At 73.3% G+C, this 21,658-nt stretch carries 25 protein-coding genes and 2 pseudogenes; 9 read left to right on the plus strand and 18 right to left on the minus strand.

The features are described from left to right. Positions 1–105 precede the first annotated feature (105 nt). Positions 106–729 carry a peptide deformylase gene (def, locus tag AB0E62_RS24555; protein WP_362197639.1) on the plus strand — a complete coding sequence of 208 codons (624 nt, stop codon included), beginning with the start codon at positions 106–108 and terminating at the stop codon, positions 727–729. 109 nt (positions 730–838) lie between these two features. Here the strand turns inward: def and AB0E62_RS24560 are convergent, their stop codons facing one another. Further along, positions 839–2,131 (minus strand): geranylgeranyl reductase family protein, encoded by a 1,293-nt coding sequence (locus tag AB0E62_RS24560; RefSeq protein WP_362197642.1) that lies wholly within the window; start codon positions 2,129–2,131, stop codon positions 839–841. A gap of 228 nt (positions 2,132–2,359) precedes the next feature. Here AB0E62_RS24560 and AB0E62_RS24565 point away from each other — a divergent pair, with 228 nt between their 5' ends. Next, positions 2,360–2,677 carry a PASTA domain-containing protein gene (locus AB0E62_RS24565; protein ID WP_362197645.1) on the plus strand — a complete coding sequence of 106 codons (318 nt, stop codon included), beginning with the start codon at positions 2,360–2,362 and terminating at the stop codon, positions 2,675–2,677. Here the strand turns inward: AB0E62_RS24565 and AB0E62_RS24570 are convergent. The 5 genes from AB0E62_RS24570 to AB0E62_RS24590 all read right to left on the minus strand — a co-directional run bounded on the left by AB0E62_RS24570 (position 2,664) and on the right by AB0E62_RS24590 (position 6,985). After that, positions 2,664–3,377, minus strand: a complete 714-nt coding sequence (locus tag AB0E62_RS24570) for a demethylmenaquinone methyltransferase (RefSeq protein ID WP_362197648.1) — start codon at positions 3,375–3,377, stop codon at positions 2,664–2,666. The two genes, AB0E62_RS24565 and AB0E62_RS24570, sit on opposite strands and share 14 nt — an antisense overlap. Before the next feature lie 59 nt (positions 3,378–3,436). Then, positions 3,437–4,036 (minus strand): hypothetical protein, encoded by a 600-nt coding sequence (locus tag AB0E62_RS24575; RefSeq protein WP_362197651.1) that lies wholly within the window; start codon positions 4,034–4,036, stop codon positions 3,437–3,439. A gap of 13 nt (positions 4,037–4,049) precedes the next feature. After that, positions 4,050–5,249, minus strand: a complete 1,200-nt coding sequence (gene mqnC / locus AB0E62_RS24580; protein ID WP_362197654.1) for a cyclic dehypoxanthinyl futalosine synthase — start codon at positions 5,247–5,249, stop codon at positions 4,050–4,052. 81 nt (positions 5,250–5,330) lie between these two features. Continuing rightward, positions 5,331–6,101 (minus strand): A24 family peptidase, encoded by a 771-nt coding sequence (locus tag AB0E62_RS24585; RefSeq protein ID WP_362197657.1) that lies wholly within the window; start codon positions 6,099–6,101, stop codon positions 5,331–5,333. A 35-nt stretch (positions 6,102–6,136) separates the two neighbouring features. Beyond that, positions 6,137–6,985 carry a menaquinone biosynthesis protein gene (locus tag AB0E62_RS24590; protein ID WP_362197660.1) on the minus strand — a complete coding sequence of 283 codons (849 nt, stop codon included), beginning with the start codon at positions 6,983–6,985 and terminating at the stop codon, positions 6,137–6,139. Between the two features lie 285 nt (positions 6,986–7,270). Here AB0E62_RS24590 and AB0E62_RS24595 point away from each other — a divergent pair, with 285 nt between their 5' ends. After that, entirely contained in the window at positions 7,271–7,474 is a 204-nt protein-coding gene (locus AB0E62_RS24595) for a cold-shock protein (RefSeq protein ID WP_030778293.1), read from the plus strand. A 116-nt stretch (positions 7,475–7,590) separates the two neighbouring features. On the opposite strand, the gene AB0E62_RS24600 is transcribed toward AB0E62_RS24595, so the two are convergent. Continuing rightward, on the minus strand, positions 7,591–8,157 hold the full coding sequence (locus AB0E62_RS24600; protein WP_362197664.1) for an XRE family transcriptional regulator: 567 nt from the start codon (positions 8,155–8,157) through the stop codon (positions 7,591–7,593). Positions 8,158–8,224: 67 nt separating this feature from the next. Here AB0E62_RS24600 and AB0E62_RS24605 point away from each other — a divergent pair, with 67 nt between their 5' ends. The 3 genes from AB0E62_RS24605 to AB0E62_RS24615 all read left to right on the plus strand — a co-directional run bounded on the left by AB0E62_RS24605 (position 8,225) and on the right by AB0E62_RS24615 (position 10,015). After that, positions 8,225–8,944: an AzlC family ABC transporter permease gene (locus AB0E62_RS24605; RefSeq protein WP_362197667.1), complete on the plus strand. Its 720-nt coding sequence runs from the start codon at positions 8,225–8,227 to the stop codon at positions 8,942–8,944. Next, positions 8,941–9,255, plus strand: coding sequence for an AzlD domain-containing protein (locus AB0E62_RS24610; protein WP_362197670.1), 315 nt, complete (start codon positions 8,941–8,943; stop codon positions 9,253–9,255). Before AB0E62_RS24605 ends, AB0E62_RS24610 begins: the two co-directional genes overlap by 4 nt. Before the next feature lie 130 nt (positions 9,256–9,385). Beyond that, complete coding sequence (locus tag AB0E62_RS24615) at positions 9,386–10,015, plus strand: methyltransferase domain-containing protein (RefSeq protein ID WP_362197673.1); 630 nt, start codon at positions 9,386–9,388, stop codon at positions 10,013–10,015. A gap of 62 nt (positions 10,016–10,077) precedes the next feature. On the opposite strand, the gene AB0E62_RS24620 is transcribed toward AB0E62_RS24615, so the two are convergent. From AB0E62_RS24620 to AB0E62_RS24635, 4 genes are all read right to left on the minus strand, one after another. Continuing rightward, entirely contained in the window at positions 10,078–10,959 is an 882-nt protein-coding gene (locus AB0E62_RS24620) for a LysR family transcriptional regulator (protein WP_362197676.1), read from the minus strand. Positions 10,960–11,130: 171 nt separating this feature from the next. Beyond that, complete coding sequence (locus tag AB0E62_RS24625; protein WP_362197679.1) at positions 11,131–11,478, minus strand: hypothetical protein; 348 nt, start codon at positions 11,476–11,478, stop codon at positions 11,131–11,133. Beyond that, positions 11,475–12,047, minus strand: a complete 573-nt coding sequence (locus AB0E62_RS24630; RefSeq protein WP_362197682.1) for a DUF6232 family protein — start codon at positions 12,045–12,047, stop codon at positions 11,475–11,477. The genes AB0E62_RS24625 and AB0E62_RS24630 overlap by 4 nt, the downstream gene beginning before the upstream one ends. Before the next feature lie 39 nt (positions 12,048–12,086). Then, positions 12,087–13,952 carry an AMP-dependent synthetase/ligase gene (locus tag AB0E62_RS24635; protein WP_362197903.1) on the minus strand — a complete coding sequence of 622 codons (1,866 nt, stop codon included), beginning with the start codon at positions 13,950–13,952 and terminating at the stop codon, positions 12,087–12,089. Between the two features lie 318 nt (positions 13,953–14,270). Between AB0E62_RS24635 and AB0E62_RS24640 the strand changes: the two are divergent. Both AB0E62_RS24640 and AB0E62_RS24645 read left to right on the plus strand, forming a co-directional pair. Next, positions 14,271–14,744: pseudogene (locus AB0E62_RS24640) on the plus strand (hypothetical protein); the annotation flags it as partial. 663 nt (positions 14,745–15,407) lie between these two features. Next, positions 15,408–15,743 (plus strand): annotated as a pseudogene (locus AB0E62_RS24645) (MaoC/PaaZ C-terminal domain-containing protein); the annotation flags it as partial. Here the strand turns inward: AB0E62_RS24645 and AB0E62_RS24650 are convergent. The 4 genes from AB0E62_RS24650 to AB0E62_RS24665 all read right to left on the minus strand — a co-directional run bounded on the left by AB0E62_RS24650 (position 15,740) and on the right by AB0E62_RS24665 (position 18,109). Next, positions 15,740–16,390 (minus strand): TetR/AcrR family transcriptional regulator, encoded by a 651-nt coding sequence (locus tag AB0E62_RS24650; protein WP_362197685.1) that lies wholly within the window; start codon positions 16,388–16,390, stop codon positions 15,740–15,742. The pseudogene AB0E62_RS24645 and the gene AB0E62_RS24650 overlap by 4 nt on opposite strands. 80 nt (positions 16,391–16,470) lie before the next feature. Continuing rightward, positions 16,471–16,779: a DUF4229 domain-containing protein gene (locus AB0E62_RS24655; protein WP_362197906.1), complete on the minus strand. Its 309-nt coding sequence runs from the start codon at positions 16,777–16,779 to the stop codon at positions 16,471–16,473. A gap of 111 nt (positions 16,780–16,890) precedes the next feature. Next, positions 16,891–17,415 carry a GNAT family N-acetyltransferase gene (locus AB0E62_RS24660; RefSeq protein WP_362197688.1) on the minus strand — a complete coding sequence of 175 codons (525 nt, stop codon included), beginning with the start codon at positions 17,413–17,415 and terminating at the stop codon, positions 16,891–16,893. 37 nt (positions 17,416–17,452) lie between these two features. Further along, entirely contained in the window at positions 17,453–18,109 is a 657-nt protein-coding gene (locus AB0E62_RS24665; protein ID WP_362197691.1) for a UdgX family uracil-DNA binding protein, read from the minus strand. 308 nt (positions 18,110–18,417) lie between these two features. Between AB0E62_RS24665 and AB0E62_RS24670 the strand changes: the two genes are divergently transcribed. Continuing rightward, positions 18,418–19,143: a dienelactone hydrolase family protein gene (locus AB0E62_RS24670; protein ID WP_362197694.1), complete on the plus strand. Its 726-nt coding sequence runs from the start codon at positions 18,418–18,420 to the stop codon at positions 19,141–19,143. Between the two features lie 36 nt (positions 19,144–19,179). Here AB0E62_RS24670 and mqnE read toward each other — a convergent pair whose 3' ends face one another. From mqnE to AB0E62_RS24685, 3 genes are read right to left on the minus strand one after another with little or no spacing between them, the layout of a single operon-like run. Continuing rightward, entirely contained in the window at positions 19,180–20,343 is a 1,164-nt protein-coding gene (mqnE, locus tag AB0E62_RS24675; protein WP_362197697.1) for an aminofutalosine synthase MqnE, read from the minus strand. Between the two features lie 38 nt (positions 20,344–20,381). Beyond that, positions 20,382–20,837, minus strand: coding sequence for an Lrp/AsnC family transcriptional regulator (locus AB0E62_RS24680; protein ID WP_362197700.1), 456 nt, complete (start codon positions 20,835–20,837; stop codon positions 20,382–20,384). Between the two features lie 56 nt (positions 20,838–20,893). Next, positions 20,894–21,559: a UbiX family flavin prenyltransferase gene (locus AB0E62_RS24685; RefSeq protein ID WP_362197703.1), complete on the minus strand. Its 666-nt coding sequence runs from the start codon at positions 21,557–21,559 to the stop codon at positions 20,894–20,896. Positions 21,560–21,658: the final 99 nt, after the last annotated feature.

Here is a 21,658-nt window from a genome sequence, read left to right on the forward strand (position 1 = left end):
CACAACAGGGCCGCTGCCCCCGGGCAGCGGCCCTCGCGCGTTCCCTGACATGCTCTGCTCGGGCCGCCGGCCGGTGGTCCGCGTCCGAGTGAAGGAGTCCACGCGATGCCACGCGTGTTCGTACAGGGAAGTCCTGCCGACTACTACCCGCGCTACGCCCCCGAGGCCGGGCGTGGCGTGGTGCGGCGCATCACCGAGGCCGGTGAGGAGGTGCTGCACAAGCCGTGCCGGGACGTCACGGAGTTCGGGCCCGACCTCGCCGCGCTCATCGACGACATGTTCCGCACGATGTACGTCGCCGAGGGCGCGGGGCTGGCGGCGAATCAGGTCGGCGTCGGTCTGCGGCTGTTCGTGTACGACTGCCCCGACGACGACGGAGTCCGGCATGTCGGACACATCGTCAACCCGGTGCTCGAAACGCCCACCGGTGAGCGACGGCTGCTGGACGAGAACGAGGGCTGCCTGTCGGTGCCCGGCGCCGTGATCGCCGTGCCGCGGCCGGACCGTGCCGTGGTGCGCGGGCAGGACAAGGACGGCCGGCCGGTCGTCATCGAGGGCACGGGGTACTTCGCCCGCTGCCTCGCCCACGAGACCGACCACACCGACGGCCGGCTCTACCTGGACCGGCTGTCCAGGCGGGAGCGGAAGGACGCGCTGCGGCAGATGACGGAGCGCCGGGACGAGGTGTACGCCCGCCGGTCCGCCCGGGAGACCGCCTTCGAGGCGTAACCCCTCGGGTCCGCGTCGGCGCCGGCCGCCCCCTCGGCGGATCCGGCGCCGCACGGCCCCGCGGCGCCCCGGCAGCGCTTCCGGAGGACGGGACCCGCCCGCCGCGGGGTCAGGCCTTCGGGGCCACCTTGGTCAGGCCGTTGATGATGCGGTCCATCGCGTCGCCGCCCGTGGGGTCGGTGAGGTTGGCGAGGAGCTTGAGGGTGAACTTCATCAGCATCGGGTGGGTCAGACCGCGCTGGGCGGCGATCTGCATGACCTTCGGGTTGCCGATGAGCTTCACGAAGGCGCGGCCCAGGGTGTAGTAGCCGCCGTAGGTGTCCTTGAGGACGCGCGGGTAGCGCTGGAGGGCGGTCTCGCGCTGGGCGGGCGTGGCGCGCGCGTGGGCCTGCACGATGACGTCGGCGGCGATCTGGCCGGACTCCATGGCGTAGGCGATGCCCTCGCCGTTGAAGGGGTTCACCAGGCCGCCGGCGTCGCCGACGAGCAGCAGTCCGCGCGTGTAGTGCGGCTGGCGGTTGAAGGCCATGGGGAGGGCGGCACCGCGGATCGGGCCGGTCATGTTCTCGGGGGTGTAGCCCCAGTCCTCCGGCATGGAGGCGCACCACGCCTTGAGGATCTCCCGCCAGTCCAGCTCCTTGAAGGCGGCGGAGGTGTTCAGCACGCCGAGGCCCACGTTCGAGGTGCCGTCGCCCATGCCGAAGATCCAGCCGTAGCCGGGCAGCAGCCGGTCCTGGGGGCCGCGGCGGTCCCACAGTTCCAGCCAGGACTCCAGGTAGTCGTCGTCGTGGCGGGGGCTCTCGAAGTAGGTCCGGACCGCGACGCCCATCGGGCGGTCCTCGCGGCGGTGCAGCCCCATGGCGAGGGACAGCCGGGTGGAGTTGCCGTCGGCCGCGACGACGAGCGGCGCGTGGAAGGCCACCTCGCGCTTGTCCTCGCCGAGCCGGGCGGTGACGCCGGTGATGCGGCCGGTGCGGTCGTCCACGATCGGGCCGCTCACGTTGCACCGCTCGTACAGCCGCGCCCCCGCCTTCTGGGCGGCCCGGGCGAGCTGCTCGTCGAAGTCGTCGCGCTTGCGGACCAGACCGTAGTCCGGGAAGGAGGCGAGGTCCGGCCAGTCGAGCTGGAGGCGGACGCCGCCGCCGATGATGCGCAGCCCCTTGTTGCGCAGCCAGCCGGCCTCCTCGGAGATGTCGATCCCCATGGCGACGAGCTGCTTGACCGCGCGCGGGGTCAGTCCGTCGCCGCACACCTTCTCGCGCGGGAACTCGGTCTTCTCCAGGAGCAGCACGTCGAGTCCGGCCTTGGCGAGGTGGTACGCGGTCGTGGAGCCGGCCGGCCCCGCGCCCACGACGATCACGTCGGCGGTGTTCTCGGAGAGCGGCTCGGTCACGACGGTCACGGCGGGATCTCCCCAAGGTCGAAAGGTGTGTGCCGGCCGGCACGGGACACAGGCAGTCTATTCAGCCCAGTTGACCGTCCGGCCGAAGGGCCGCCCTCAGCGGTAGTCACTCTACGTGTCCGTCTGTTACGGAACGGCACCGGAGCCTTCCGGGCGGGACGGGCCGGAGTTACCCTGCCAGTACCGCTGGGGGTGACATCTGTGCACATACCACCCAAGACACCCGAAGTGCGCGTTCCCCGTCTGGTCGGTCTGATGGCCGTGGACGCGCACGAGACGGCCCGGGCGCGGGGCCTGTCCCTGAGCGCGCCGGACCGCCCGGACCTCCGCCCCGCCGCCGTGGAGTACGTCGTACGCCAGCATCCGCGGCCCGGGACCGAGGTGCCGCGGGACTCGGTGGTGTACGTGTGGTTCGACTTCCCGGAGGGCGAGGGCGGCGGAGGCGTACGGGAGCCGCGCGTGCCGGGGCCGCCGCGCGGGGGGATGCGGCGGGAACTGGACCCGCCGCACGATCCCTGCGAGGTGGCCGGGATCAGCTCTCCGTGAGGCCCGGGTCCTCCTTGAAGCCCCGGTGCAGGGCGACCACGCCCCCGGTCAGGTCGCGCCAGGCGACCTTCGACCAGCCCGCCTTGCGCAGCCGCTCGGCGAGGCCGGGCTGGTCGGGCCAGGCCCGGATGGACTCGGCCAGGTAGACGTACGCGTCCGGGTTCGAGGAGACCGCGCGGGCGACCGACGGCAGCGCGCGCATCAGGTACTCGGTGTAGACGGTCCGGAACGGCGTCCAGGTCGGGTGGGAGAACTCGCAGATCACCACGCGTCCGCCGGGCCGGGTGACGCGGTACATCTCGCGCAGCGCCGCGTCCGTGTCCTGGACGTTGCGCAGGCCGAAGGAGATCGTCACCGCGTCGAAGGTGTCGTCCTTGAAGGGCAGCCGCGTCGCGTCGCCCGCGGTGAACGGCAGCCAGGTGTGCTTCTTCTTGCCGACCTGGAGCATGCCCAGCGAGAAGTCGCAGGGGACCACGTACGCGCCGGTCCGGGTGAAGGGGAGGGAGGAGGTGGCCGTGCCGGCGGCGAGGTCCAGGACCTTCTGCGCGGGGCGGGCGTCGACGGCCTTCGCCACCTCCTTGCGCCAGCGGCGGTCCTGGCCGAGCGACAGCACGTCGTTCGTCAGGTCGTACCGTTCCGCCACGTCGTCGAACATCGTGGCGACTTCGTGCGGCTGCTTGTTCAGGGAAGCGCGGGTCACCCGCCCATTGTTGCAGCCGGGCCGCACGGCCGGGGCGGCGGCTTGCTGCGTGTGGGTGGCTAGCGGCGGCGGAAGACGAGGCGGCCGGACAGTACCGTCGCCACGCACGTCGCCACGCCTCCCGCGCGCAGTTCCGCGGGGTCGGTGACGTCGAAGACGGCGAAGTGGGCGGCGGAGCCCGGCCGGCGGGGCGGGGCCGTCCGGGGCTCGTGGGCGAAGGGGTCCAGGGACGGGGTGCCGTCGGCGGGGGCCGTGCGGGGTACGACGGCGATGCCGGTGCGGCGCACCGCGTCCTGGACCGCGCGGACGCGCAGCGGCTCGCAGGCCACGGCGACCGTGCCGTACGCCAGCATGCGCTGCACACCGCGCCGGGCGCTCGCGCCCCGGCGGGCGTCGTCCAGGGCGAGCGCGGCGAGCGCGGCCCCGGTCAGCGGCTCGGTGCCGAGGGTGCCGGCCTCGCGCGGGTCCGGGTGGTACGCCCCTTCCAGCAGCTCGTTGCCGTGGGGGTTGACGAACCCGGGCGTGAGGATGCCCGGCCAGGCGCGCACCCGCGCGTGCGGGTGCGCGGCGGCGAGGTCCTCCAGGGGCCCCACGGCCTCGATCCGTTCGCCCTGGACGAGGTAGGCGTGTCCCTGGGAGTCCGCGTGGAGCGTCAGCACGGCGGCCCGGTCCCTAGTTCGGCGCGAGCAGCTTCAGCTCGGGGTGGGCGGTGCCGCCCTCGATGGCCGTGGAGGAGATGTGGGAGGCCACGCGGTCGTCCACGGGGTCGTTCGCCGGGTCGTCGTGCACGACGAGGTGCTCGTACGTGGTCGAGCGCTGTGCCGGGACGCGGTCCGCCTTGCGGATCAGGTCGATGATCTCCAGGCGGTTGGAGCGGTGCTTCGCGCCGGCCGAGGAGACGACGTTCTCCTCCAGCATGATCGAGCCGAGGTCGTCCGCGCCGTAGTGCAGGGAGAGCTGGCCGATCTCCTTGCCGGTGGTGAGCCACGAGCCCTGGATGTGCTGGACGTTGTCGAGGAAGACGCGGGCGATCGCGATCATCCGCAGGTACTCGAACAGGGTCGCCTGGGTGCGGCCCTTCAGGTGGTTGTTCTCGGGCTGGTAGGTGTACGGGATGAAGGCGCGGAAGCCGCCCGTGCGGTCCTGTACGTCCCGGATCATCCGCAGGTGCTCGATGCGCTCGGCGTTGGTCTCGCCGGTGCCCATGAGCATGGTGGAGGTGGACTCCACGCCCAGCCGGTGCGCGGTCTCCATGATCTCCAGCCAGCGCTCGCCGCTCTCCTTCAGCGGGGCGATGGCCTTGCGCGGCCGCTCCGGCAGCAGCTCCGCGCCGGCGCCCGCGAAGGAGTCCAGGCCCGCCTCGTGGATCCGGGTGATGGCCTCCTCGACGGAGACGCCGCTGATCCGGGCCATGTGCTCGACCTCGGACGCGCCGAGGGAGTGGATCACGAGCTGCGGGAAGGCCTCCTTGATGGCCCGGAAGTGCTTCTCGTAGTACTCGACGCCGTAGTCCGGGTGGTGGCCGCCCTGGAACATGATCTGGGTGCCGCCGAGTTCGACGGTCTCCGCGCAGCGGCGCAGGATGTCGTCGAGGTCGCGGGTCCAGCCCTTCCCGGTGTCCTTGGGGGCCGCGTAGAAGGCGCAGAACTTGCACGCCGTGACACACACGTTCGTGTAGTTGATGTTCCGCTCGATGATGTACGTGGCGATGTGCTCGGTGCCCGCGTACTTGCGGCGGCGCACGGCGTCGGCGGCGGAGCCGAGGGCGTGCAGGGGGGCGTCACGGTAGAGGGCGAGCGCTTCCTCGGGGGTGATGCGTCCGCCCGCCGCGGCGCGGTCGAGGACGGACTGGAGGTCGGCCTTCTCGGTCACCGGCGTCCCTTTCGCAAGGTTTCGTAAGGGGTTGTGGACGGACGGACGCCAGCCTACGCCAGGCGGTTCGGGCGGCCGACGTCAGGCCGCGAAGGCCCCGGTCAGGAGGCCGGCGAGGGTGCCGGCGAGCAGGAACGGGCCGAAGGGCACGCCCGTCTTGCGGTCCGCGCGCCGGGCGAGGACGAGGGCGCCGCCGTAGAGGGCGCCGAGCAGGAACGCGGCGAAGGTGCCGAGCAGCACGGCGGACCAGCCGTACCAGCCGAGTACGGCGCCCGTCCCGGCGGCCAATTTCACGTCGCCGAAGCCCATGCCGTCCGGGTTGAGGAGGTGCAGCACCAGGTGACCGGCGGCGAGGGCCCCGGCGGCGCAGAGGGCGGTGGGCCAGTGGCCGGTGTGCTCGGGGAGCAGGGCGGCGAGGCCCAGCAGGGCGAGGGCGGCGGCGGCGAACGGAAGGGTCAGCGGGTCGGGCAGCCGGCGCACCCGCAGGTCCACGGCGGCGAGCAGGACGCCGGCGGGCGCGAGCAGCAGCCAGACCCCCACCTCGGGCCGGGCGCCGGTGGCGGCGGCCAGGGCGGCGCAGACGAGCGCCGTGACGAGGGTGAGGACGGCGGCGGAGGGGGTGCCCCGGGGGGACCCCTCGCGGGCCCCCGTCCGTGCCCCCCTGCGGCACTCCCCGCACCCGTCGCCCCCCAGCCACCCCCGGACCGGATGGGCCCCGGCCGGGCAGCGGTCGCGCCACGGCTCGCCGTGGGGGGCGGAGAAGCGGTACGCGGCCCGGGGCAGCAGCGCGCCCGTCAGCGCGCCCCACACGCCGGCCGCGAGCACCAGTGCCTCCGTGGTCGGTCCTCCCACGCGCCGTCCCCCTTCTCCCGGTGCCCCGCGGACGGTTACCGCTGGAGCAGCTCCACCCGTACGTCGGCCGGGAACCCGGTCGTCGGCCCCACCCGGCGGGCGAACTCGGCGACCGCCTCCAGCTGGGGGGCGCCGAAGCTGAAGTCGAGGGTGGTGAAGTACCGCTCCAGGGTGGCCTCGTCGAACGCCTCCCATCGGGCGGCCTGTTCGGCGACCTTGGTGACCTCCTCCAGGGAGAGGTTGCGGGAGGCGAGGAACGCCTCGTGGACGCGCCGCGTGATGTCCGGCTCGCGCGCGGCGTAGTCCCGGCGGGCGGCCCAGACCGCGAAGACGAACGGCAGCCCGGTCCACTCCTTCCAGAGCGCGCCGAGGTCGTGCACCTGGAGGCCGTAGCGGGGCCCGTCCACGAGGTTGGCGCGCAGGGCCGCGTCGCCGATGAGGACGGCGGCCTCGGCCTCCCGCATCATCAGGCCGAGGTCGGGCGGGCAGGTGTAGTAGTCGGGCCGGACGCCGTACCGCTCGGCGAGCAGGAGCTGGGCGAGCCGGACCGAGGTGCGGGAGGTCGAGCCGAGGGCGACCCGGGCGCCGTCCAGCCGGTCCAGCGGCAGCTGGGAGACGATCACGCAGGACATCACCGGCCCGTCGCAGCCGACGGCGATGTCCGGGAAGGCGACGAGGTCGTCGGCGTTGCGGAGGAACTCGACGAGGGTGACGGGCCCGATGTCCAGTTCGCCGCGCACCAGCCGCTCGCTGAGCTTCTCCGGGGTGTCCTTGGTCAGCTCGAAGTCGAGAAGCGTGCCGGTTCTCGCGAGCCCCCAGTACAGGGGCAGGCAGTTCAGGAACTGGATGTGGCCGACACGCGGCCGGGGGCGAGAATTGTCCACATCGCGAGACTAGCCCCCGCCCCGTACGGCACCTGGACCACCCCGACCCCGAACGGCCCAGCGGACGTTCAAACATTCGGGTGAAGTGATCTTTACCTCTATTGCTTTCCGGTGCCTCCGTGCTAGGCTCGCCGCAAGTTGCAGTTTGGTTTCCCTTGCAGTACAGAGCCTGCGGAGCATGTGACCGCGGGCTCTCGTCGTTTTCAGAAGTATGCAGTGTTGCGGCACCGTTTCACACTTGCAGGTTCTGGAGCAGGGCAACCCTTTTGAGCCCAAGGAGGGCTTATGGCTACCGGAACCGTTAAGTGGTTCAACGCCGAAAAGGGCTTTGGCTTCATCGCCCAGGAGGGCGGCGGCCCCGACGTCTTCGTTCACTACTCCGCGATCAACGCCACCGGCTTCCGCTCCCTCGAGGAGAACCAGGCGGTGACCTTCGACGTCACGCAGGGCCCGAAGGGCCCGCAGGCGGAGAACGTCACCCCCGCCTGATTCCTGCCTGATCGCAGAACCTGAGAGCAGTACCCAAGGAGCCCCACGCCATCCGGCGACGGGGCTCCTGCCTTTTCCCGTTCATTTCCCGTTCACGAACGCGGGTCCACGGCGTCTCACCTGTGCTGGACGAGGAGCACGAACTTCGCCCCGGCCGCGAGCGCCTCGTACGCGTGGGGCACATCCGCCCGGTAGGACATGTAGTCCCCCGGCCCCAGTTCCACGGCCTCCCCGCGCGGCCCCGCTTTCACCGTGCCCTCGGTCACCACGAGGTGTTCCTCGGTACCCGGAATATGGGATTCCGATTCCCGTACGGCGCCCGGTTCCAGCCAGACGAAATACAGGTCCCGGCGGGCGCCCGGCGGGCAGGCGGAGAGCAGCGAGGCCAGGTGGCCGGGTCCCTCGGAGCGGACCGCGGGCCCCTGGCCGGCCCGGACCACCCGCACCGGCCGCACGGGCGGCTCGACCAGCGCGCTGAGGGGCACGCCGAGCGCCACCGCGAGCGCCCAGACGGTCTCCAGGCTCGGGTTCCCGCTCGCCGCCTCCAACTGGGACAGGGTCGATTTGGCGACCCCCGCCCGCCTGGCCACTTCGGACAGGGACAGCCCGGCGCGGCCGCGCTCCCGCTTCAGGGCGGCGGCGATCCATTCCAGGGGGAGTCGGGCGGGGGTGAACTCGGACATGTCGTTCGCTCCATCACACGATCGTGTGCCTTGACGGACTATGTGCTCAGCGTTCATCGTAGAAAACATGCGTTCGGCACAACGAACGGGCCCCGCCGGGCCCACCGACAGCGCCGACGACCGTGCCCTCGTCCGGGACAGCGCGTGCGTCTGGCTGGCCAGCGGCATCGTGGGCCTGTCCTTCGGCGCCGTGGCCGTCGGCGGCGGGCTGCCGCTGTGGATGCCGGTGCTGATGTCCCTGGTGGTGTACGCGGGAGCGGCCCAGTTCAGCGCGCTGGGCGTGCTGTTCGCCGGGGGCGGCCCGGCCGCCGCCGTGGCCGCCGGGCTGGCGCTCAACACCCGGAACGCCGCGTTCAGTCTGGCCGTGGCCGAGATCATCGGTTCCGGCCGGTGGGTGAGCCGGTTCCTCGGCGCCCATCTGGTCACGGACGAGACGGTCGCCTTCGCCCTCGCCCAGCCGGACCCGGCCCGGCGGCGCCGGGCGTTCTGGTTCGTCGGGCTCGGCCTGTTCGCGGTGTGGAACCTCGGGGTCCTGGCCGGCGCCCTCGCGGGCGGCGCGCTCGGCGACACCCGGCGCTACGGCCTCGACACCGCCTTCCCCGCCGTCCTCACCGCCCTGGTGCTGCCCGCCCTGCGCGCGGACCCGGCGGTACGGCGGTGCGCCCTGCTCGGCGCCGGGTTCGCCCTGGCGGCCGCGCCCGCCGTCCCGGCCGGGGTCCCGCTGCTGCTCGCGCTGGCCGGCCTGTTCGCGCACCGGCGCCCCGCGGTCTCCGGGGCCGCCGTATGAACGAGGTCGTCACCGTGACCCTCGCCCTGGCCGTCGGCACCTACGCCTTCCGGCTGGTCGGCCCGGCCCTGCACGGCCGGGTCACCGTGCCGCCCCGGGTGCAGGAGCTGGCGTCGGCGGGCGCGGTGGTGCTGCTGGTCGCCCTGCTGGCCACGGGCACGCTGACCGAGTCCGGGGGCTTCGCGGGCTGGGCCCGCCCGGCCGGGGTCCTGGTCGCCGCCGCGCTGGCCTGGCGCCGGGCCCCGTTCGCCACGGTGGTGCTGGCCGCCGCCGCGACGACGGCGCTGCTGCGGCTGACGGGGACCCGTTAGACCGCGTCCCGCCAGACGGTCAGGTCGCCCTCCAGGAAGGCGGAGTCGGGCGTCCCCGGACAGCGTCCGACTGCGCTTCGTGACGTCCTTCAGGCGGGGGTCCGGGTACGGCCCGCTAGGGTCCCTGCCCATGAGCGACACCCGGGCCTTCTACGACGCCATCGCCGAGGACTACGCCGTCCACTTCCGCGACCAGCTCGCGCACCGGCCCCTGGAGCGGGCCCTCCTCGCCGCGTACGCCGAACAGGTCGGGTCCACGGGCCCGGTCGCCGACCTCGGCTGCGGTCCCGGCGAGATCACGGCACACCTCGACGGGCTCGGTCTGTCCGTGTCCGGCCTCGATCTGTCCGAGTCGATGATCGCGGTCGCCCGCCGCAGGTACCCCGGGCTGCGGTTCGAGCAGGGCTCGATGCGGGAGCTGCCCCTGGCCGGCGGTTCGCTGGGCGGGGTGGTCTCCTGGTACTCCAGCATCCACACGCCCGTGGACGAACTCCCGCACCTGTTCGCCGAGTTCCACCGGGTCCTGGCCCCCGGCGGCCGGCTCCTCCTCGCCTTCCAGACCGGCGACGAACCCCTCCGCCTCGACCGGCCCTGGGGCCACCCCGTCTCCCTGGACTTCCACCGGCGCCGCCCCGAGCGGATGGCCGGGCTGCTGAGGGGCGCCGGTTTCGCCGTGCACTCCAGCACGGTGCGGGAGCGGGCGGAGGAGCACGGGGAGTCGGCCCCGCAGGCGTTCCTCCTCGCCCGGAAGGACGGCTGACCGGGGCGAGGGGGCGCTCGGAGCGGGGGACGCCGGCCGGACGGTGCGGGCCGGGCCGTCGCTCAGCGCACGGACGCGACCGTGTCCGCGAAGGCGCGGGCCGGCGGGCTGAGCGCGTCCCAGCGGCGTACGGCCCAGCCGACGGGGAGGGGGCGCAGGCCGGGCAGCGGAATCAGCCGGAGCGGGCCGTCGCCGGGGACGGGCAGGCCTGGGACGGCGGGGACGACCGCCCTGCCGACGCCCAGCTCGGCGAGGAGCAGGGCGGTGTCCCAGTCGGCGACGCTCGGCTCGTGGGCGAGCCGCACCCCCCGTTCCGCGCAGGCCGCTTCCAGGTGGGCGGCGGAGGCGGAGTTGGGCGGGAGCCTGATGAGCCGGGTGTCGGCCAGTTCGGCGGGGTCGAGGTGGGGGCGGCCGGACAGGGGGTCGTCCGAGCGGACGGCGAGGAGCCAGGGCAGCTCCACGACGGTGCGCTGTTCGATGCCCCGGACCGGCGGGCCGATGGTGATCCAGGCGAGGTCCAGGCTGCCGTCGGCGAGGGCGTCGAAGCTGCCCCGGCCCGAACTGACCGTGCGGAACTCCAGGTTGACCCTGGGGTGGCTGCGGCGGAAGGCCACGACCGCCCCGGACATGAAGTGCCGTACGGTCGTCGCGCCGGTGGCGACCCGGACGTGGCCGCTGTGGCCGTCGAGGAGGTCGCGGAGCTGTCGCACGGCCAGGTCGAGGCCGTTGATGCCCTCGGCCGCCGCCGTCTCCAGTATCCGGCCGGCCCGGGTCGGCACGACCCCGCGCGGCCGGCGTTCCAGCAGGGCGACGCCGGTCTCCCGCTCCAGCCGCTTCACGTGCTGGCTGACGGCGGACTGGGTGCGGCCGAGGTCCCGGGCGACCGAACTGAGGCTGCCCGCGCGGCACACGGCCACGAACACACGGAGGTCGTCCAGAGTCATGGGACCCAAGGTAATGCTTGGGTCTCGGAAGAAAACCCCAGGATTGACTGAGAGTTGGCGGCGTACGAGGATCGTGTCCGGGCCGCGACCGACCCAGGCGGCAACCCTGCTCCCCGCCCCGCCGAGTCCGGACGACGCGGGAGGCGCGGGGAGCGGGTGCCGACCGAGCGGTCAGCCCTGGCCCAGCAGCGCGAGCAGGCGCCCCACCGCGTTCGCGACGGGTTCGCCGACCGCGCCGACGGCCGCGGCGATCTGGGCGACGTGCGCGAGGAGCAGGCCGCGCTCGCGCAGGGCGGCACGGTCGGGGGTCAGCGCGGGCAGGGCCTCCGCCACGGTCCGGTCCTGCTCCGGGGTGAGATGGCGGCGCAGCTCCGCGAGGCCGCGGGTCAGTTCCGCGACGGCGGCGCGCAGTTCGGGATCTCCGGCCGCGGCGCCGACCGTGCCGTAGTTGAAGCCGACGTTGCCCTGGCCGCCGTTGACGTTGGCCACCGGACCGTAGTAGTTCGTCGTGTCGCTCACAGCTTGAACCCCGTGTTCCCCTGGCCGCCGTTGAGGTTGGCGACCGGCCCGTAGTTGTTGGTGTTGTACTGGTGCACGACCGCGGTGAACTCGGCCTCCGGGTTGTCGATCGCGTAGGCGATCCGGTCGGCGATCTGCCGTAGTTCGTCCATGTTCGGCAGGGTGACGGTCACCGTCGAGCCGCTGGCCACCTGGACGACCAGCACCGGCTTCGCGGGCTCGAACAGCGGCTTGAAGGCGACGAACAGCACCGCGATGATCAGGACGACGATGAGCGCGGGGTTGCCGTTCTCCCCGGTGCTCGCCTCACCGCCGCTCATCACGTTGATCACGACGTAGAGGACGACGGCACCGAGCAGCCCTTTCAGGGCGCGGAGGAGGGCGGCACCCCAGTCGGTCCTGAGCCTGAAGGCCTCCACCATGGTGATGTTGTGCAGCGGGAAGGCCACCGTGCCGATCCACAGGATCCGGCGGCTGACCCGCAGGACGAGGGACCGTCCCGACGCCGAGGGCTGCTGCGGCGGAAAGGGTGGTGGCGGTGGCGCGCCCGCGCCGTTCGTGTCGTTCACGCACTCCCCCGAGATGTCGACGTTCCCGCAGGGTACGGGCTATTCCCGGCGCTCGTATAGGCTTTCCGCCTGCGCCGCGAAGTCCTCCAGGATGCGGTCCCGGCGGAGTTTCATCGACGGGGTGAGGTGGCCCGCCGCCTCCGTGAAGTCCGTCGGCAGGACGGCGAAGCGGCGGATGGACTCGGGGCGGGAGACCAGCTTGTTCGCCTCGTCCACCGCGCGCTGGAGGACCTCCCTCAACTCCTCGTCGTCGGTCAGCAGTTCCGGCGGGACGGGGTGCTTGCCGAGCATCTGGCGCCAGTGGGTGATGCCGTCGGGGTCGAGGGTGATGAGCGCGCCGACGTACGGGCGGCCGTCGCCCACCAGGAGCACCTGGGAGATCAGCGGGTGCTGGCGCAGCCAGTTCTCCAGCGGGGCCGGGGCCACCGACTTGCCGCCCGCCGTGATCAGCAGTTCCTTCTTGCGGCCGGTGATGGTCAGGTACCCCTCGTCGTCCAGTGCGCCGAGGTCGCCGGTCGGCAGCCAGCCGTCGCGGGTCGCGGGGACCACCCCGCCCGCCTGGGCGTCCCAGTAGCCGCGCAGCACATGGTCGCCGGCGACGAGGATCTCGCCGTCCGCCGCGATCCGCACCCGGGTGCCGGGCAGCGGCCAGCCCACCGTGCCCAGCCGGGGCTGGAGCGGCGGGGTGACCGTGGACGCGCCGGTGGTCTCCGTGAGGCCGTAGCCCTCGAAGATCTCGATGCCCGCGCCCGCGTAGAACGCGGCGAGGCGCCGGCCGAGCGGGGAGCCGCCGCAGATCGCGTACCGGACGCGGCCTCCCATGGCGTTGCGGATACGGCGGTAGACCAGCGGGTCGTAGAAGGCGCGCTGGGTCTTCAGGGCGCGGCTCGGGCCGGCGCCGGTGCCGGTCTGGCGGGCCTCCAGCGCCTCGCCGTAGCGCCGGGCCACGGCCGCCGCCCGGTCGAACACCGCCGTCCGGCCGCCCGCCTCCGCGCTGGCCCGCGCGGAGTTGTAGACCTTCTCCAGCATGTAGGGGATGGTCAGCAGCGCGGTGGGCCGGAAGGCGGCCAGGTCCGGCAGGAGGTCGTCCGGGGCCAGGCTGGGCGCGTGGCCGAGGCGGACCCGGGCGCGGACGCAGGCGATGGCCACCATCCGGCCGAAGACATGGGACATGGGCAGGAAGAGCAGCACCGACGGATCGTGGTCCCGTGCCTTGAACACCGGGTGGAGGAGTTCGATGGCGTTGTCCACCTCGGCGAAGAAGTTGCCGTGCGACAGCGCGCAGCCCTTGGGGCGGCCGGTGGTCCCGGAGGTGTAGATCAGCGTGGCGAGCGTGTCGGGGCCGAGCATGCCCCGGCGTACGCCCACCTCCCCGTCCGGCACCGCCGCGCCCGCGTCGGCGAGCCGGGCCACGTGGTCCTTCTCCATCACCCACACATGGCGCACGTCGGGCAGGCGCGGGATCTCGGGGCCGATGGCGGCGGCCTGGGCGGCCGTCTCCGTGATCAGGGCGACCGCGCCGGAGTCGTGCAGGATCCAGCGGGTCTGGAAGACGGAGGAGGTCGGGTACACCGGGACGGTGACCAGTCCGGCCGCCCACGCGGCGAAGTCCAGCAGGGTCCACTCGTAGGTCGTACGGGCCATGATCGCGATGCGGTCGCCGGGCATCAGCCCCTCGGCGATCAGCCCCTTCGCCACCGCCTGCACCTCGGCGGCGAACCGCGCGGCCGTCAGGTCCGTCCAGCGGCCGCCGGGCAGCCTGCGGCCGATCACGACCGTGCCGGGGGCCGCCTCCGCGTTCTCGTACGGCAGGTCGGCGAGGGAGCCGTGGGTGACCGGGGGCGCGAACGGCGGTACCGACGCCTCCCGTACCGCGCCGTCCAGCCGCCGTACGTCGGGCCGCACGAGGACCGGCCGGCCGTCGTAGTCGACGGCCGGGACGGGGGCGCCGGGGGCGCCGGAGGAGACGGGGGCGTTCGGGTACGGCGTGGACACGGGCAACTCCTCTGGCGTGCGTGCACCGGCGACGGGCCCCGGCGGACAAGGGGTTACCGCTGGTCAGGCAGGGTGATCGTACGGCTCCGCTGTGAGAGGGTTGTGCGGGTTCCGGGCGGGTCCGGCGCCGGGGATGTGCAGCCTCGGGGGGTGTCGGCCCGTCCGCCTTACCTCCGGTAACGTTACTCCGCAGTACGCCATTCGGAGAGACCGCTGGGGCGTGACCCGATGCACACCGTGACCCTCGCCGCGCCGCCCGCGCTCGGCCCGCTGCTGGCCCTGGGCGCCCTGCGCTCCCCCTTCAGACGCCCGGCCCCGGACGCGGCCGTCCCTCCGACCCGGCTGGTTCTGCCCGGCGTACGCGTCGACCTCGCGCGGCTGGCCGCCTACGAGCGGATCTGCGGCTTCCCCACCGGCGAGCCCGCCCTGCCCCTCACCTACCCGCACGTCCTCGGCTTCCCGCTGGCCATGCGGCTGATGAGCGGCCGGGACTTCCCGCTGCCGCTGCTCGGACTGGTCCACACGTCCGTCGAGATCGAGCGGAGCGCCGCGCTGCCGGCCGACGGGACGTACGAACTCTCCGTGTGGGTGGAGGGGCTGACGGCGCGGCGGCGGGGAACCGAGGCGGTGGTGGTGACGGCCGTGCGGTCGGGGGGCGAGGTGGTGTGGTCGTCCCGCAGCGGCTACCTGACCCGTACCCGGGCCCCCGAGACCCGCGAGCGGGCCGCGACGGGGGCCGGTCGGCCGGACGCGGACGCGGGTCGGCCGGACGCGGACGCGGGAGCCGGTGCGGCGAATGCGGGCGCGGGAGCGGGGGCCGGGGCGAGGGCCGGGACGGCGGAGACCGGCTGGCTCGGGGCCGGCGCGGCGGAGAACGGCTGGCCCGGAGCCGGGGCGACAGGAACCGACTGGCCCCAGACCGGGGCGACAGGAGCCGGGGCGACAGGAACCGGCTGGCCCGGAGCCGGCACGGCGGAGAACGGCTGGCCCGGAGCCGGCACGGCGGAGAACGGCTGGCCCGGAGCCGGGGCGACAGGAACCGACTGGCCCCAGACCGGGGCGACAGGAGCCGGGGCGACAGGAACCGACTGGCCCCAGACCGGGGCGACAGGAGCCGGGGCGACAGGAACCGGCTGGCCCGGAGCCGACGCGGCGGAGCACGGCTGGCCCGGAGCCGGGGCGACAGGAGCCGGCTGGCCCGGAGCCGACGCGGCGGAGCACGGTTGGCCCGGAGCCGGCGCGGCGGAGCACGGCTGGCCCGGAACCGGGGCGACAGGAGCCGGCTGGCCCGGGGCCGGGGCGACAGGAGCTGGTGGAGGGGTGGTCGCGGTTCCGGGTGCCGGGGAGGGGTTTTCCTCGCTCCCCCCGCTTCCCCCCGTCGCCGAGTGGCGGCTGGGCGCGGACGTGGGGCGGCGGTACGGTGCCGTGTCCGGGGACCGCAACCCCATCCACCTGTACCCGCTCACCGCCCGCCTCTTCGGGTTCCCCCGGCCCGTCGCCCACGGCATGTGGACCCTCGCCCGCTGCCTCGCCGCGCACGGCGGCCCGGCCGCCACCGTCGTACGGGCCCGGTTCCGGGCGCCGGTACCGCTGCCGGGGACGGTGACGTACGGAGCGGACGGCGGGGGCCGGTTCGAACTGCGCGGCGCGGACGGGCGGTTGTGCGTGGCGGGCTCGGTGACGGCCCGCCGGCCGCGCTAGGCCCGCTCCGGCGGCGGAGCCCAGACCCGGCCCCCCATGAGGTTGCCCAGGCCCGACCAGGCGAAGTTCATCAGGGTGGTCGCGGCCTGCTGGGCCGTCACCTCCGGCGTGGTGTTGGCCCACGCGGCGAGCGCCTCCGCCGCGCCGACCAGCGCCTCGGCGAGTCCGGCCACCTCGCGCTCCGGCAGACCGGGATCCCGGTGCGCCTCCCGCGCCGCCACCGCCACCAGCCGGGTCACGAACGCGACGATCTCCGCGCGCATCGCCGCCGCCTCGGACACGAACGGCTCACCGTTCCTGCGGGCCTGGAGATACAGCACCGACCAGCCGTCCGGATGCTCGGCGGTGTGCGCGAAGAACGCCCGCAGGCCGTTCCACAACTGCCGCTCGGCGGGCAGGTCCGGGCGGACTCCCGCGCGCACGGCCGCCGTGAGCGCGGCGGCCTCCCGGCGGATGCAGGCGGTGAAGAGGTCTTCCTTCGAGTTCAGGTACAGATAGACCAACGGCTTGGACACGCCCGCGAGTTCGGCGATCTCGTCCATCGACGCGGCCATGTACCCGCGCTGCCCGAAGATCCGTACGGCGGCGTCGAGCATCTGCCGCTCGCGCACCGCCCTCGGCATCCGCTTGGTCTTCACGGCACCCATGGGGCAAGACTAGTTCGGCCGGGTGCCGTACCCGGCCGAGCACCTGTCCGCCGGGAGCGGTCCGGCGGAGCGGGTACGCGCTAGCTGGACGCGGTGGCCCCGTCCTGCGCCCGCGCGACGTCGTCGGCGAGGTCCTCCTGGGTGCGGTTGGCCTCCAGGTTGGCCTTCATCCGGTCGACCTTGTGCACGATCTGCACCGAGGCCCGGTCCCGCTCCCCGCGCAGCACCACCCAGCTGATGGGGGCCGACAGGACCAGGGAGAGCAGCAGCACCCACAGGAGGTTGGAGTCACCGAAGCCGCGCGGGAAGATGCCCGAGTAGACGGCTCCCCAGACGATCACGAGGCAGCCCGCGAAGATACCGAGGCGCATCAGCGTGTAGCGGAGCATCTCAATCCACTCGTCCGTTTCCAAATAGGGTCATCGTCCAGTGAAGCACGGCCCGGGGCCGATCATGCAAGGGGGTGGCGCGAGGGGGGCGTGCGGGCGCCGGGCGGGAGGTCAGCGCAGTGGCAGCAGCATGATGATCTCGTCGCGGTCGTCGCCGGGCGCGACGCGGATGGCGTCCGGGACCCGGCCGACCTCCTTGTACCCGCAGGAGGCGTAGAACCGCTCCAGACCGTGGCCGCCCCGGCAGGTCAGCCGGATCGCCTCGATGCCCCCGAGGCCGCGGGCCGCCTCCTCGGCGGCGGCCAGCAGGTCGCGGCCGTGGCCCCGGCCCTGGTGGCGGGGGTGGACCATCACCGTGTACAGCCACAGCCAGTGGGGCATCAGCCGGTGGGCGTTGCGGGCGAGGAACGCGGTCGCCGCCACCCGGCCGGCCTCGTCGTGGCCGACGAGCAGCCGGGTGCGGCCCTCGGCCATCTGCGTGAAGTGGCGCACCAGCTCGGGCCGTATCCCGTCACGGGTCACCGGGGGGACGAAGCCGACGGAGCCGCCCGCGTTCGAGACGTCCGTCCACAGGTCGAGGATGCCGTCGCGGAGGGCCGGGGTGACGGCGGGGTCCAGAGTGAAGGTAAGAGGCACATGGGGAGTGTATCTATTACCTTCCGTCGGCCTCGGGTCACCCGAGGGCTCGGGCCGCCACCTCCAGATCGGCCACCAGGCCCTGGTACGCGGCCCTGCGGTCGTCGTCCCGGGCGCGCAGCACCGACGACGGGTGCACGGTCGGCACGAGACGCTCGGGGCGGCCGTGGATCTCCCGCTCCAGCACCGTCCCGCGGACCTCTCCGACCCGGAACGCCGGGCCCAGCAGGGCCTTGCCGGCCGTGGCGCCGAGGACCACGATCAGCTCCGGGTCCACCAGTGCCAGCTCCGCCGCGAGCCAGGGGCCGCAGGCCGTCATCTCCCGCAGGTTCGGTGCCTTGTGGATGCGGCGCTTGCGGGGATCGGCCCGGGTGAACTTGAAGTGCTTCACCGCGTTAGTCACGTAGGCCCCGGCGGGGTCGAGACCGGCCTCTTCGAGCGCCCGGCCGAGCAGTTTGCCCGCGGGGCCCACGAAGGGCTTCCCCTGGCGGTCCTCCTGATCGCCGGGCTGCTCCCCTACGAGCATCAGCCGGGCGTCGGTGCGGCCGGCACCGAAGACGGTCTGGGAGGCGGGACCGTGGAGGGGGCAGCCGCGACAGCCCGCGGCGGCTCGGCGGAGGGCGGCGAGATCGGCACCCTCCGGGACGAAGGGAGCCGCGTCGTACTGGTCCTCGGGTGCCTTCGCTGCCGGCATGCCGGGCGAGTACCCCTCGTTCCGGCGGAGAAGCGAGGAGGTGTTCAGACCGTCACCGGCCGCGGGCGCGCCCCGGCCGGCCGCGCAGTTCCCCGCGCCCCCTTCGGGTGGGGTCGGGAAGGGAACGGCCGGCCCGGCCTCGCCCCGTCGAAGCAGTGCCCTGCCCACTCCCGAAGGCCGGCTCGACCAGGGACGACAAGCTGAGCCGAACCGCTGACGGGACGGTCCGGAACGCGCCAGTGGCCCGCCTTCTGCCGGTGGCAGAACAGCGGTCCGGCCGGGCTCGACGATCACTACAGTCCATGCTCATGACGACGGTTACCACGCGCACGATCGAATACGCGGCCGACGGTCTGAGGATGACCGGGCATCTCGCGCTCCCGGCCGGTGCCGGCCGCCGGCCCGCGGTCCTGGTCGGGCCCGAGGGGATGGGGCTCAGCGACGTCGAGCGCCGCCGGGCCGACGCGCTCGCCGAACTGGGATACGTGGCGCTGGCCTTCGACCTCCACGGCGGGCGCTATCTGGGCGACCCCGAGGAGATGCTGGCCCGTTGCCTGCCGCTGCTCGCCGACCCCGACCGGATGCGAGGCATCGGCCACGCGGCACTCGACGTGCTCCGCGCCGAACCGCGGACCGACCCGGACCGGATCGCCGCCGTCGGCTACGGCACCGGGGGCGCCATCGCGCTGGAACTCGGGCGCGACGGCGTCGGCCTGCGCGCGATCGGGACCGTCAACGGACTGATCACGGGCCGACCGGGCGAGGCGGCGCGCATTCGCTGCCCGGTGTGGGCCGGGGTCGGGTCGGAGGACCCGATCATGCCGCCCTCCCAACGGGAGGCGTTCACCGCCGAGATGCAGGCCGCCGGCGTCGACTGGCGCCTCGTGGTCTACGGCGGCGCCCTGCACGCCTTCCATCACCCACCGGTCGACCACACCGTGCTTCCCGGGGTCGGCTTCCACCCTCGGCACGCGCAGCGGGCCTGGCGGGACGTCGTCGGCCTGCTCGCCGAGTGCCTGCCCCTGACGGAGTGACCTGGCCGGACCCTCGCTCTCAGGCCGGCCAGGCGGTCAGACCCGCATCGGCTGGGGCTCGTCGCGGCGGGACGGGTCCGGGCCCTCGTACTCCCGGATGATCTCGTAGCGGGTGTTGCGTTCCACGGGGCGGAAGCCGGCGTCGCGGATCAGCTCCAGGAGGTCCTCCCGGGTCAGCTTGTTCGGCGTGCCGTAGTTGTCCGCGTCGTGGGTGATCTTGTACTCGACGACCGAGCCGTCCATGTCGTCCGCGCCGTGCTGCAGGGCCAGCTGGGCGGTCTGCACACCGTGCATCACCCAGAAGACCTTCACGTGCGGGACGTTGTCGAAGAGCAGCCGGGAGACCGCGAACGTCTTCAGTGCCTCCGCACCGGTCGCCATCCTGGTGCGCGCCTGGAGCGTGTTGCGCACCTTGCCGTCCTTCATGTCCACGAAGTCGTGCTGGTAGCGCAGCGGGATGAAGACCTGGAAGCCGTTCGTCTCGTCCTGGAGCTCCCGCAGCCGCAGGACGTGGTCGACGCGGTGCCTGGGCTCCTCGATGTGGCCGTACAGCATGGTGCACGGGGTCTTCAGACCCTTCTCGTGCGCCAGCCGGTGGATCCGGGACCAGTCCTCCCAGTGGGTGCGGTGGTCCACGATGTGCTGACGGACCTCCCAGTCGAAGATCTCCGCGCCGCCGCCGGTCAGCGACTCCAGGCCCGCGTCGATCAGCTCGTCCAGGATCTCCGAGGCGGACATCCCGCTGATCGTCTCGAAGTGGTGGATCTCGGTCGCGGTGAACGCCTTCAGCGAGACGTTCGGCAGCGCCTTCTTCAGCTCCCGCAGCGAGCGCGGGTAGTAGCGCCACGGCAGGTTCGGGTGCAGACCGTTGACGATGTGCAGCTCGGTGAGGTTCTCCGACTCCATCGCCTTGGCGAGCTTGACGGCCTCCTCGATGCGCATCGTGTACGCGTCCTTCTCGCCCGGCTTGCGCTGGAACGAGCAGTAGGCGCAGGACGCGGTGCACACGTTCGTCATGTTGAGATGACGGTTGACGTTGAAGTGGACCACGTCGCCGTTCTTGCGGGTCCGCACCTCGTGCGCGAGGCCGCCGAGCCAGGCCAGGTCGTCCGACGCGTACAGCGCGATGCCGTCCTCGCGGGTCAGCCGCTCACCGGAGCGGACCTTCTCCTCCAGCTCGCGCTTGAGCCCGACGTCCATGGCAACACCTTTCTACGACAGCCCGACCAACGGTATCCCTAGACCTCTTCGGGCAGTTCCCCGACCCGGTTCTCCCACTTCGTGGACAGCACGATCGTGGTACGGGTCCGGGAGACGCCCTTGGTGCCGCTGAGCCGGCGGATGGTCCGCTCCAGGCCGTCGACGTCCGACGCCCGGACCTTGAGCATGTACGAGTCGTCGCCCGCGATGAACCAGCAGTCCTCGATCTCCGGCAGGTCCCGCAGCCGCTGGGCGACGTCCTCGTGGTCGGCCGCGTCGGAGAGGGAGATGCCGATCAGGGCGGTGACGCCGAGACCGAGGGAGGCCGCGTCCACCGTGGCGCGGTAGCCGGTGATGACACCCGCCGCCTCCAGCCGGTTGATGCGGTCGGTGACGCTGGGGCCCGACAGGCCGACCAGGCGCCCCAGCTCCGCGTACGAGGCCCGGCCGTTCTCCCTCAGGGCCTGGATGAGCTGCCTGTCCACCGCGTCCATGCGATCGAAGCCTTCCGGTGAAAGTTCCTGAAGTGATGAGAGGTACGTACGTACTGCTAATCGCCCCGCGGGCCGTCCGCCGGGCCGCCGCCGCCCAGTTCTCCCCGCCAGCGCCGGTACAGGTCATGGGCGACACCCGCCGCGTCCAGCACCCGGCCGGCCACGAAGTCCACCAGGTCCTGGATGTGGGTGGCGCCCGCGTAGAAGGCGGGCGAGGCCGGGACGACCGTGGCACCGGCGTCGTCCAGGGTGACGAGGTGGCGCAGCGTCTGGCCGTTCAGCGGGGCCTCCCGTACGGACACCACCAGCGGGCGGCGCTCCTTGAGCGTGACGCTCGCCGCGCGCTGGAGGAGGTCCTTCGACAGGCCGAGCGCCACACCGGCCACACAGGCGGTGGAGGCGGGCACGACGATCATTCCGCGGGCCGGATACGAGCCGGAGGACGGGCCGGCCGCGAGGTCGCCCGCGCTCCAGTGGCGGACTCCGCTGACGTCCACGTCGAAGGTGCCGGGCTTGCCGTCCGCGCCGCGGGCCAGCCACTCCCCGAGGTCGTCCTGCCAGTGGGCGTCGCGGAAGGGCAGCCCCGTCTCGTCCAGCAGCGTCAGCCGCGAGGCCCGGCTCACCACCAGGTCCACCGCTTCCCCGGCCGCCAGCAGCGCCCGCAGCACGGCCGCGGCGTACGGCGTCCCGGAAGCTCCGGACACCCCCACGATCCAAGGCACGCGCTGCGATTCTCCTGCGTTCACACCTTGAGCGTACCGGCGCGCGCACAGGGGCTCAGGACCGGTGGGGCCTCCGGCCACCCGGCCGAAGGGCCCGCG

This window comes from Streptomyces sp. NPDC038707, assembly GCF_040636485.1.
Lineage (GTDB): Bacteria > Actinomycetota > Actinomycetes > Streptomycetales > Streptomycetaceae > Streptomyces.